This window comes from Streptomyces sp. Rer75, assembly GCF_013414305.1.
Classification (GTDB): domain Bacteria; phylum Actinomycetota; class Actinomycetes; order Streptomycetales; family Streptomycetaceae; genus Streptomyces; species Streptomyces himastatinicus.
The window spans coordinates 2,085,355-2,097,595 of the sequence record NZ_CP058693.1; the positions used below are offsets into that span (position 1 = coordinate 2,085,355).

At 68.3% G+C, this 12,241-nt stretch carries 5 protein-coding genes and 2 pseudogenes; 4 read left to right on the top strand and 3 right to left on the bottom strand.

The genetic code is table 11. The features are described 5' to 3' along the window. Positions 1-63 precede the first annotated feature (63 nt). The 3 genes from HYQ63_RS08440 (at position 64) to HYQ63_RS08450 (ending at position 4,337) form a co-directional block, all read left to right on the top strand. Complete coding sequence (locus HYQ63_RS08440) at positions 64-1,551, top strand: arabinofuranosidase catalytic domain-containing protein (RefSeq protein WP_179933258.1); 1,488 nt, start codon at positions 64-66, stop codon at positions 1,549-1,551. Between the two features lie 29 nt (positions 1,552-1,580). Continuing rightward, on the top strand, positions 1,581-2,903 hold the full coding sequence (locus HYQ63_RS08445) for a ricin-type beta-trefoil lectin domain protein (RefSeq protein ID WP_179933259.1): 1,323 nt from the start codon (positions 1,581-1,583) through the stop codon (positions 2,901-2,903). 111 nt (positions 2,904-3,014) lie between these two features. After that, positions 3,015-4,337, top strand: a complete 1,323-nt coding sequence (locus tag HYQ63_RS08450; protein WP_257231735.1) for a PHB depolymerase family esterase — start codon at positions 3,015-3,017, stop codon at positions 4,335-4,337. Positions 4,338-4,552: 215 nt separating this feature from the next. Here HYQ63_RS08450 and HYQ63_RS08455 read toward each other — a convergent pair whose 3' ends face one another. From HYQ63_RS08455 to HYQ63_RS44525, 3 genes and pseudogenes are all read right to left on the bottom strand, one after another. After that, entirely contained in the window at positions 4,553-6,265 is a 1,713-nt protein-coding gene (locus tag HYQ63_RS08455) for a ThuA domain-containing protein (protein ID WP_179933260.1), read from the bottom strand. Between the two features lie 29 nt (positions 6,266-6,294). Further along, entirely contained in the window at positions 6,295-9,138 is a 2,844-nt protein-coding gene (locus HYQ63_RS08460) for a carbohydrate-binding protein (protein WP_179933261.1), read from the bottom strand. A 1,198-nt stretch (positions 9,139-10,336) separates the two neighbouring features. After that, positions 10,337-11,450 (bottom strand): annotated as a pseudogene (locus tag HYQ63_RS44525) (integrase core domain-containing protein). Between the two features lie 98 nt (positions 11,451-11,548). On the opposite strand from HYQ63_RS44525, the pseudogene HYQ63_RS08470 reads away from it, so the two are divergent. After that, positions 11,549-12,076, top strand: a pseudogene (locus HYQ63_RS08470) (tyrosine-type recombinase/integrase); the annotation flags it as partial. Between the last annotated feature and the right edge of the window lie 165 nt (positions 12,077-12,241).

Genomic DNA, 12,241 nt, shown 5'->3' on the forward strand with positions numbered 1-12,241 from the left:
GACGGGATGCCCGGCGCGGTCGCGCGCCGGGCATCCCACCCTACGAACAGGTGAGGAACCGCCATGGTGTTTCGGATACCTCGGCCCCGCCGGTACGGACGGCTGTCCGCGCTGGGCACCGTCCTGGTGCTCGTCGCCGTCGGCGCCACCGCGGTGGCGGCACCGATCGAGCCCGGGCAGAGCGCCCCCATCGTGGGCACGCAGTCCGGCCGCTGCCTGACCGTCCCCGGCGCCACCAACGGCACCCGGACCCAACTCCAGGACTGCACCGGCGCAGCCGGCCAGACCTGGACCTACACCACCGGCAAACAACTGACCGTCCAGGGCGACAAGTGCCTCGACGCCAGCGGACGCGGCACCGCCAACGGCACCCCGGTCATCGTCTGGGACTGCAACGGCCAGAACAACCAGCAATGGAACGTCAACCCCAACGGCACCATCACCGGCGTCCAGTCCGGACTGTGCCTCGACGCCAACGCCGGCGGTACCGCCAACGGCACCAGGATCACCCTCTGGTCCTGCCACAACGGCACCAACCAGCAGTGGAACTCGCCGACCCAGCCCCCGACCCCTCCGGTGCCGGGCGGCGCGGGCACGTGCGACATCTACTCCTCGGGCGGCACCCCCTGCGTCGCCGCCCACAGCACCGTGCGAGCGCTCTACGGCACCTACAACGGCAACCTCTACCAGGTCCGGCGCTCGTCCGACAGCGCGACCCGGAACGTCGGCGTCCTGAGGACGGGTGGCTCCGCCGACGCGGCGGCGCAGGACTCGTTCTGCGCGGGGACCACCTGTGTCATCACCGTCATCTACGACCAGTCCGGCCGCGGGAACGACCTGTGGTACCAGGGATCGAGTGTGGTTCCCGGCTCCAGCCAGAGCCGCCCGGCGAACGCGACGTCGGAGTCGCTGGCGGTCGGCGGCAGCAAGGCCTACTCGCTCTACATCAACCCCGGCAACAGCTACTGGCGGGACGGACACCTGACCGGCGTTCCGACCGGCAGCGCCCCCGAAGGCATGTACATGGTGACCAGCGGCACCCATGTCAACGGCGGCTGCTGCTTCGACTACGGCAACAGTGAGACGACCCGAGCGGCCGACGCGGCCGGGGCGATGGACGCGATCAATTTCAGCACCCAGTGCTGGTTCGGCGGGTGCGCCGGCACCGGCCCGTGGGTCCAGGCCGACCTCGAATGGGGGCTCTACTCCGGTGGCAGCCAGGCCTGGAACACGAACCAGCGGGCCTTCACCAGCAAGTTCGTGACGGCGATGCTGAAGAACAACGGGACGAGCCGTTTCGCGCTCAAGGGTGGCAACGCCCAGACCGGAAGCCTGACCACGCTCTGGGACGGCGCGCTTCCGCCCGGCTACAGCCCCATGAAGAAGCAGGGCGCCATCATCCTCGGCAGCGGTGGCGACTGCTGCAAGCCCGGCGGCGGCGCGAACCTCAGCGCCGGCACCTTCTACGAGGGCGCGATGGTGTCCGGATATCCGTCCGACGCGACCGAGAACGCGGTACAAGCCAACATCGTCGCCGCCGGCTACCGCTGAGTCGCTGCATCCATGAATGGAGAAACGTGATGCGACCAGGCAAGAATCGTCACCGATGGCGCACGCCGATCGCCGTGGCCACCACGCTCTTGCTCGCCGCGGCCGGAATCATCGGCGTCTCGCTGCCGTCCGCCGCCGCCGAGGTCCCCTCCCGCGCCGCGAGCGCCGGATGTGGCAAGCCCCCCGCGCTGTCGAGTGGTCCGCGCTCGATTCAGAGCAGCGGCAGGACGCGGAACTACATCCTGCGGGTGCCCGCCAACTACGACAACAACCGCCCGTACCGACTGGTCTTCGGATTCCACTGGAACGGCGGCACCGCGGGCGACGTCGACTCGGGCGGAACCAGCGGATACTCCTGGTCGTACTACGGCCTGCGAGCGATCTCGAACGACAGCGCGATCTTCGTCGCGCCTCAGGGCCTCGGGAATGGCTGGGCCAACTCCAATGGCGAGGATCTGACCTTCGTGGACGACATGATCAGGCAGATCGAGGCGGGTCTGTGTGTCGACACGAACCAGCGCTTCGCCGGGGGTTTCAGCTACGGAGGCGGCATGAGTTTCGCACTCGCGTGCGCCCGGCCGACAGTGTTCCGCGCGGTCGCCGTCTACGCGGGCGGGCAGCTGAGCGGGTGCAACGGCGGCACCCAGCCGGTCGCGTACATCGGACTGCACGGCTTGCGGGACCCGGTGCTCCCGATCTCCACAGGACGCTCGCTGCGTGACAGGTTCGTGCGGAACAACGGCTGCACTCCCCAGAACCCGCCGGAGCCGGCACGGGGCAGCCTCACGCACATCGTCACGACCTACTCGGGGTGCCGCGCCGGCTACCCCGTGGCATGGGCCGCGTTCGACGCGGGTCATACGCCGGGTCCTGTCGATGGATCGGCCGGCGACTACGAACCGGGTGAGAGGTCGTGGACCCGGGCGGTGGTGTGGAACTTCTTCACGCAGTTCGACGACACGACGCCGAACCCGGCCACGTTCCGGCTGCGCAACGAGGGTTCGGGCCGGTGCCTGGACGTCAACGGCTCAAACGCGGCCAACGGCACACCGATGATCATCTGGGACTGCCACAGCAACGCCAACCAGCAGTTCACCCAGAACGGTCCGGCGCTGCAGGTGCTGGGCAAGTGCCTGAACGTTCCGCCCGAGGCCGCCGCCGGCACGCGGGTGCAGATCCAGGACTGCAACGGTGGCGCCAACCAGCAGTGGGTCTTCAACAGCAACGGCACGATCCGCAACGGTCAGAACGGGTTGTGCCTGGATGTCAACGGCGCAAGCACCGCGGGCGGCTCCGCTGTCATCGTGTGGAGCTGCCACGACGGCGCCAACCAGCGCTGGACGCGGGCATAGGCGCACGAGTGAAGGCGGTACGTGACAACACGTGCCGCCTTCACTCCCTCCGTGGCGAGCCGGGGCGCACCACCATCACCGTGGTTCTACCGATCACCGAGGAGCCCAGAGATGAGACGGATCTTCATGGCGGTCGCCACGGTGCTCGCCATCGCTGTGGTGTCGCTCGGACGGCCGGCGGTCGCGTCGCCGGCAGCCGTGGCCACGCTCGTCGAGGTCACCGGCTTCGGCGCCAACCCGACGAACCTGCGCATGTACCTGTACGTGCCGGACCGCCTGGCGGCGCGGCCACCCGTCATGGTCGCCTCGCACTACTGCGGGGGAAGTGGCCCGGCCTTCCACGACGGAAGGCGGTACGCCTCGCTGGCGGACCGGTACGGCTACATCGTGATCTACCCGTCGGTGACGCGCAGCAGCAAGTGCTGGGACGTCGCGTCGCCACGGGCGCTGCGGCGCGGCGGAGGCAGTGACCCAGTCGGGATCATGTCGATGGTCGACTACGTGAAGCAGCGCTACCTCGTGGATCCCGCCAGGATCTTCGCCGTCGGTGAGTCGTCCGGGGCGATGATGACCAACGTCCTGCTCGGCCTCTATCCGGACGTGATCGCCGCGGGTGCCTCGATCGCCGGCGTGCCGTTCGCCTGCTTCGCCACGACCAACGGCTCGGAGTGGAACGCCGACTGCGCCCAGGGGCGGATCACGAAGACCCCGCAGCAGTGGGGTGACCTGGTGCGGGGCGCCTACCCGGGGTACACCGGGCCGCGGCCCCGGATGCAGATCTGGCACGGCACCAACGACGACATCCTGCGGTACCCCAACTTCGGGGAGCAGGTCAAGCAGTGGACGAACGTGCACGGCCTCAGCCAGACGCCCGCGCTCACCGACTCGCCGAAGGCCGGCTACACCCGAACCCGCTACGGCAGTACGTGCGGCGCCGCGCCGGTCGAGGCGATCAGCCTGCAAGGCCGGGGGCACGGTCTGCCGGACGAGGCCGCGGAAACCATCCGCTTCTTCGGCCTTGACGCGACGCCGCCCACAAACCCACCGCCGCCCACGGTTCAGCAGATCGTGGGCGCGCAGTCCGGCCGCTGCCTGACCGTCCCCGGCGCCACCAACGGCACCCGGACCCAACTCCAGGACTGCACCGGCGCAGCCGGCCAGACCTGGACCTACACCACCGGCAAACAGCTGACCGTCCAGGGCGACAAGTGCCTCGACGCCAGCGGAGGCGGCACCGCCAACGGCACCCCGGTCATCGTCTGGGACTGCAACGGCCAGAACAACCAACAGTGGAACGTCAACCCCAACGGCACCATCACTGGCGTCCAGTCCGGACTGTGCCTCGACGCCAACGCCGCCGGCACCGCCAACGGCACCAGGATCACCCTCTGGTCCTGCCACAACGGCACCAACCAGCAGTGGAGCCGTCGTTGAGCGGCGGCGCCGTCCTTCTACCTCACCGCCGCGGCGGCGGTCCTTCAGGAGTGGGCGCACGCGCACGCGCCGGGCGTCCCTGCCTGCTCGTGAGCACGTACTCGGCCAGGCCCGCACCGGAGGGCGGCACAGCCTGACGTCAGCCGCACCCGGCCCGGGAACTCGGAAGGGCCACCGCACAGTGGCCGGTGGCCCTTCCAGCGTGCCGCGTCAGCTCAGGGCAGGGTCCATTTCTGGTTGGCTCCGCCGTGGCAGGTCCACAGGTGCACGAGGGTGCCGTCCGAGGAGTTGGCGCCCGACACGTCCAGGCACTTGCCCGACTGCGGGTTCCGCAGCGACCCGTCCGGGTACGCCTGCCAGTTCTGGTTGGCGCCACCGTTGCAAGACCACAACTGGACCTTCGCCCCGTCCGCCGTGCTGTTACCGCTGACATCCAGGCACTTGCCCAACGCCTTGACCGTCGACCCCGGCGTCACCGTCCACCGCTGCCCCGCCGAGCCCGTACACGACGAGATCTGCACCGCCGTCCCATCCGCCGAGCCGCCGTCACGGACATCCAGACACTTACCCGCGAGCCCCACGACCGGACCCACGGCGGGGGTGGGTGGCTGGCTGCCGCCCAGCTCCTTGATCCGGACGTTGCGGAACGACACGTCGTCCCCCGTGCCGTGATTCTGGATGCCGACGTGGCCGGCGAGCGAGCGGGCGGGGTCGGTGTTGGTGAAGTCATTGATCCTCACGCCATTGAGCCATACCTGGAGCCGCTCGCCCTCCACCAGCAACTCGAAGGTGTTCCACTCGCCCGGTGGGTTGAGCGCCGCGTCCCGGGCAGCCGTGTCCGGGGCCTTGACGGCGTAGATCGAGCCAGTCGTGCGGTCAGGCGCGTCGGTGGCGTCGATCTGGACCTCGTAGCCGTTGTTCAGTGCCGACGACGGGTCGCTCGACGGTGGGAAGCCCACGATCACGCCGGAGTTGTCGTCGCCGAGCATCTTCCAGTCCAGCTTCAGCGAGTAGTCGGTGAACTGCCGGGCGCTGTACCAGAGCATCCCCATGCCGCCGTACGAGGCGAGGGTGGCGTCCGAGTTGGTGAAGCCGCCCGGGCCGGCCTGCGACCAGCCGGTGGTCGAGCCGTTGTAGAGGGTCGTATAGCCGAACTCGGGCCGGCAGTCGGCCTTGGTCCGGCCTGCCGCGTACCGGATGCCGCCGAGCAGGTGCGCCCGGAACGCCGGCTCCGCGTACGACGCCTGGCTGTGTCCGCCGCCGGTGTAGAAGGCCCGGCCCCCCGAGTAGGTCTTGCACCAGGTGTGCGGGTGGTCGGCGCCCATCGAGCCGCCCGAGTACGACGACTCGTCCAGCGTGGTGAGCACGCGCGCGGTGGTACGGGGGTTGGTCCGGAAGTTGTACCACTCATCGGTGCGGGTCCATGTCTGCGGCAGGTGGGCGGTCGCCGCGTGCACCCGCCCCTCCACCTTGACCTTGGCCTGCTGGACAGCGGGGTGCGAGGCGAAGTAGGCGCCGACCAGATCGCCGTAGAACGGCCAGTTGTACTCCGTGTCCGCGGCCGAGTGGACGCCGACGAAGCCGCCGCCTGAGCCGATGTACGACTGGAACGCCGACTGCTGGGCGTCGTTCAGAACGTCGCCGGTGGTGTTGAGGAAGATCACCGCCTCGTAACGGCTCAGGTTGCCGGTGGTGAAGTGGTTGCCGTCCTCCGTGGCCGTCACCGTGAAACTGTTCGCCGCGCCGAGGTCGCGGACGGCCTGGATCCCTGCCGGGATCGAGTCGTGCCGGAAACTGGCCGTCTTGGAGAACACGAGGACGTCGTAGGACGTGTCCGCGGCGTTGACGGGGCTGGGCTGCCCGAGGATGGCCAGGGCGGCGAGTGTCGCGGCCGCCCCACCGAGCAGGGTTCGGGGTTGTCTGCGCATGTCCGTCGCTCTCTTCCTGGTGACAGAAATCAGGGCAGGGTCCATTTCTGGTTGGCTCCGCCGTGGCAGGTCCACAGGTGCACGAGGGTGCCGTCCGAGGAGTTGGCGCCCGACACGTCCAGGCACTTGCCCGACTGCGGGTTCCGCAGCGACCCGTCCGGGTACGCCTGCCAGTTCTGGTTGGCGCCACCGTTGCAGGACCACAACTGGACCTTCGCCCCGTCCGCCGTGCTGTTGCCGCTGACATCCAGGCACTTGCCCAACGCCTTGATCGTCGACCCCGGCGTCACCGTCCACTTCTGCCCCGTCGAGCCCGTACACGACGAGATCTGCACCGCCGTCCCATCCGCCGAGCCGCCGTCACGGACATCCAGACACTTACCCGCGAGCCCCACGACCGGACCCACGCCGGGGGTCTGGCCGCCGCCGGGATTGAAGGTGAACGCGTCGACGTCGAAGAGGAATCCGGAGCCGCCGGCGAAGGTCAGGTAGAGCGTGGTGGTGCCGACCGGCGCACCGGAGATCGAGCCGCCCACGGTGGTGAAGTTCGACCACGAGCCGGTGACCGGGACGGTGGCGGAGCCGAGGACGGTGCCGGTCGGCGAGCCGGCCCGGACCTGCAACGTGCCGCCCGCGCCGGCTGACGACACCCGGGCGCTGAACGACGTGGCGTTGCTCAGCTTGTAGGGCTCGAATGCGATCCAGTCGCCGTTGTCGATGTCACCGACGGACTTGCCGCCCTCGGCGGTCGACTTGTCGAAGGTGGCGATGCCGGACGATGTCTTGTAGTGCTCGGCCTGCCGGTGCTTCGGCTGCAGGATGTGCTGGGTGTGCGTGGTGAGCCCGGCGTTGTCGGTGTACTCGGCATCGAAGACCCCGAAGATGTTAGCCGCGTCGTCGTGCTCACCGTCGACCGGGATGGTGATCGTGCCGGAGCAACCGGTCTTCGAGGTGATCGGATGGCCGTGGCTGTCGTGACCGACGATGTACGTCAGCTTGACCTTGGTGCAGTCGACCGTGCCGTCCTCCGGATCCGTCACGGTGATACGGAACGGCACGGTGTCGCCGAAGGCGAAGATCTCCCCCGCGGCGGGGCTGTCGATGGTCACGGTCGGCGCGGTGTTGCCGACGGTGATCCGCACGTCGGCGGTGCCGGTGGCACCCTGCGGGTCGCGCACGGTCAGCGTGGCCTTGTATTCGCCGTTCGTGTGGTACGTCTTCGTCGGGTTGGCGTCGGTGGAGCTGGTGCCGTCACCGAAGCTCCACGCATAGGTCAGTGCCCCACCGTCAGGGTCGGTTGAGCCGGCCGAGGAGAACGTCACGGTCAACGGCGCCGCGCCGGAGGTCCGGTTGGCGCCGGCCACCGCCGTGGGCGCCCGGTTGCCGCCGCCGACGTGGTCGAAGCGGTAAAGGGCGGAGTACTGGTCGCCCTGGTACAGCCCGGCGCCGTAGTCCAGCACGTAGTAGGAGCCGTCCGGGCCGAACGCCGAGTCGATCACCTGCTTGCCGTTCCAGGGGAAGCTGTCGATGGTCCCCGGGGAGCCGTCGGCGTTGAGGTGGATCGGCTTGATCCAGCCGCGGCCGAACTCCGTGGCGAAGAACTGCCCGTCGAACGACTGCGGGAACTTGGTGGGCGAGCTGACGTCGGGGTCGTACCGGTACACCGGGCCGGCCATCGGCGACTCCGAGCCGCTGCCGAACGCCGGCGGGCTGCCGGCGTCGCCGCCGTAACGGATCCAGGCGGCCTTGGCGGGGGGCAGCGCGCTCAAGCCGGTGTTGCGGAACGAGTTGTTCGTCGGCCCGCCCGAGCAGTTGTACTTCGCGCCTGCCGTGTTGGTGGCGAAGTCCCACTCGGCGTACGTCTCGGAGTTCGTGTTCGTGCCGGTGCAGTACGGCCAGCCATAGAACCCCGGGCCCGTGACGCGGTTGAACTCGACCTGGCCCTGCGGCCCGCGCGCCGAGGTGGCGCCGGCATCGGGGCCGTAGTCGCCGACGTAGACGATGCCGGTGGCCTTGTCCACGCTCATCCGGAACGGGTTGCGCAGGCCCATCGCGTAGATCTCCGGCCGGGTCCTGGCCGTTCCGGGCGGGAACATGTTGCCTGCCGGGATCGAGTACGACCCGTTCTCGTTCACCTTGATCCGTAAGATCTTGCCGCGCAGGTCGTTGGTGTTGGCGGCGGTGCGCTGCGCGTCGAACGCCGGGTTGCGGTTGGCCCGCTCGTCGAGTGGGGAATATCCGGCGGACTCGAACGGGTTGGTGTCGTCGCCCGTGGACAGGTACAGGTTGCCTGCCGCGTCGAAGTCGATGTCTCCGCCGGCGTGGCAGCAGATACCTCGGTCAGCCGGCACGTCGAGGATGTCCACTCTGCTGGACTGGTTGAGCGAGAAGTCGGCGTTGAGCGTGAACCGGGAGAGCCGGTTGACACCCTGCCACGCCGACCAGTTGCCGCCGGTGGTCGGTGCGTCGCCTCCTGGTGTGGACAGCGGCGGGGCGTAGTAGAGGTAGATGTGCCGGTTGGTGGCGAAGCCCGGGTCGATGCCGATGCCCTGCAGGCCGTCCTCGTCGTGCGCGTACACGGGGATGGTGCCGATCACCGTGGTGGTGCCGCCCGCATCCGTGCGGCGCACGGTCCCGTTGCGAGCGGTATGCAGCACCGACCGGTCGGCGAGTACGGCCAGCGACATCGGCTCACCGACCTCCGCGACTCCGCGGGCCAGTTGGACCTGCTGGAAGTCGGCGGCGTTGATCGGGTGCGCCGAGGCCGGGGTCGCACTGGACAAGGCGGCGATGAGAGCGGTCGCGACCAGGAGCAGAGCCGAACCAATGGCCTGCCAACGCGCGGTTGCAACCTTCCTGGTTTTCATGAACATGTCAATCACCCCCTTCCTGAACAGGTGGCTGCCAGGCTTGGGGCGCGCGCTGCCGCGCCGATGCCGTAGCGGGATGTCACCGCTTCGGCCTGCTGGGTGTGCTTCAGCAGGCCACTACGCCGAGCGGGGGCAACAGCTCGGAAACAGTAGAAGTCGATGGCCACCGCGCTGTCGGGTCACATCGACGACTGTGACGGTGCACCGACAAGACTAGAAGGCTTCAGCCCAATATGTCCACACTTCCCTCCGGACCAGCCAGGCTTTTGGTCTGTTGTGGAGCAAGTTACGAAGGGCCCGAGCCCTGTCAGGACTCGGTGCCATCTCCAACCCGAACTGGCGGGACGCAGACGGGTGCGTGATCGCCGCCGCCCGCGCGACAACCCGGCCGAGCCCGGCCACACCTTCGCCGACCACGAACACACCCTGCGCTCCGCAGCCGAGGTTGGAACGCCCGGAGTCCCGCGAGGAAGGAGCGGGGCGAGGACGAACGAGCTGGAGGCCGAGGAAGCGTCACGGCGCTCTCACACAGGCCTCACCAACTGTGCGGACTCTTCCCGGACCGTGAGGCCTGACCTGGCACAACACGCCCGCCCCTGGATCGGCTGGACGCCCCTGGACGGTCGTTACGACCTGCGCCATGTGGGACCGTCCTGTCAGAGCCCTTGGCCATCGCATGCGGCCACGGCCAGCGGATTGCCGCCCCACGGTGGCCGCGTGCGGGCCTCAGCGTGCAAGGCAGTGTTGGCCAGTCCCACCGTCTGGCCGGGAGTACGAGCAGTTGCCGCAGGGCCGACCGCTGCCTGCCGCCGGGCGGCCGCTCCGGGCAAAGATGCGGACCATTCCCGGGCCAACGACTCCGACGAGCTGTCCATGACCGCTCTGTGCGCAGGTCAGCGATGCGTTGCCGCTGTACCACCAGCAGACGAAGAACCTGCTGGCGGTCGCCCTTCGGGGGCGACCTAGGATCGCAACGACGAGGACTCCCAGGAGTTCACCCCGCGGGGCCAGTTGGCGGTCGCCCTCCAGGGCGGCCGAGGATCGCAACCTGACCATCCAGGGCAACGCGTACGCGTACAACCAGGAGTAGCGGTCGCCCTCCGGGGCGGCCAGGGATCGCAACAGAATCTGCCCGGTGGTCTCACCGAGGGCCACGACGTGGCCGTCGCCCTCCCGGGCGTGAAGGGTGTCAATATTCCGATCAGGCTGCTGAGCTGGGCGTTTCCTGTGGATGGTGAAGCGGTCGGGGTGGCGTGGTGTGGTACTCGTTGAGTAGTCCGCCGAGTACCTGCTTGCGCCTGACCGTGGCGGCGGGCAGGGGGATGATGTTCGGGTGGTCGTCTGGGGCTCGTAGGTTGAGGCTGCGGTGGGCTCGCCCGGCGTTGTAGTGCTCGGCGTACCTGGTCAGGACTGCACGTAGGTGTCGTTCGCCGGTGATGAGGAGGCGGTCGGTGCATTCTGCACGGGCTGTGCGTATCCATCGTTCCGCGAACGCGTTTGACCGCGGGCTCTGCGGCGGAGTCGGGATGACGGCTGTGCCGTTGCCGGCGAAGACGGCGTCGAACGCGGCGGTGAACTTGCTGTCCCGGTCACGGATGAGGAACCGGAAGCACCCAGCCCTCTCCTTGAGGTCCATGAGCAGGTTGCGGGCAAGTTGGCTGACCCATGCGCTGGTCGGGTGGGCGGTGACACCCAGGACGTGAACGCGCCGGGTGGCGATCTCCATGACGAAGAAGACATAGAGACGTCTGAGGAACACAGTCTCCACGTGCATGAAATCGCAGGCGAGCAGCGTGTGAGCCTGTGAACGGAGGAAGGAGCGCCAGCTCTGCTCGGAGGCTCGCTGCGGTGCGGGGGGGCAGGCCGGAGCGGCGCAGAACGCGCCGGACCGTGGCGGCTGCGACCCGATGGCCAAGCCGTCGAAGTTCACCCTGGATTCTGACGTATCCCCAGGTCGGGTTCTCTCTCGCCAGGCGCTGGATGAGCGCGACTGTCTCTTCCGCCAGCGGTGGTCGGCCGGGTCCGACCGCTGTCTGGTGCCACTTCCAGCGCACCAGACGGCGGTGCCAGGTCAACAGTGTGCCCGGGGTGACCAGCCGATGGCGGCGTAAGGCAGGTGGCAGGTGCCGGGCGAGAGCGGAGAGCACGGCACGGTCAGCCCATGAAAGCCGCGACCGCTCGACCTGTCGACGCAGCACAGCGACCTCATGCCGAAGGGCAAGTATCTCGGCGTCGTTCGCGGCGGCCGACCGGCCCAACAAGAGGAGGCAGCCCAGTAGTCGGCAGAAGATCAGGTAGAGCAGTCGCAGACCCACGATCAGGGATCATGCCCATACATGGGCGATCGCAAAGCCCCAGGTCAACCACCGTGCGGTAATAAAGACACCCTTCAACCCACAGGCTCCGGGGCGACTTCGTCTTCCACCAACCCGACGGCAGGCCACTCCACCCGCAATACGCACTCAACCGCTTCCACCTACTGTGCCGAGACGCCCGCGTCCCCCGCACCACACTTCACGACCTCCGCCACCTCGCGGCCACCATCTCGATCATCGCCGGCGTCCCGCTGACCGTGGTCTCGAAAACCCTGCGCCACTCGACACTGTCCACCTCCGCGAATATCTACAGCCACCTCACCGCACAAGCAGCACGCGACGCAGTTGACGCCATAGACAAAACCCTCACCCAGGCCGCCCGCCCGACCACTCCCCCACAGCCCATACCGGCCCCGCGACCACACAACCAGGTGACCACCATCAGACGGCCCACAGAAGCCACGAGTTACAGCAGCCCAGCCCCAAAGCACTCGGCCGCATGCGACCACCTTGCGACCACAAGCCGACAAAACGTCAGAAAGGTCGTTCCCTCACTTCGAGGAAACGACCTCCGACCTGCGAAAACGCTGGTCGGGACGACAGGATTTGAACCTGCGACCCCTTGACCCCAGCACCGAATTCCCCGGAATTACGGCGCTTTCCATAGGCGAAATACGTGCGGTAACGCCTGAGTTGTGCGGGGTCGCGCACACCGTGTGGCCCCAAATGGTCCCCACGACAATGCCTCCAAAAGCCAGCTTCGCTTCCACTTCCATCATGCCCCTCTTGGC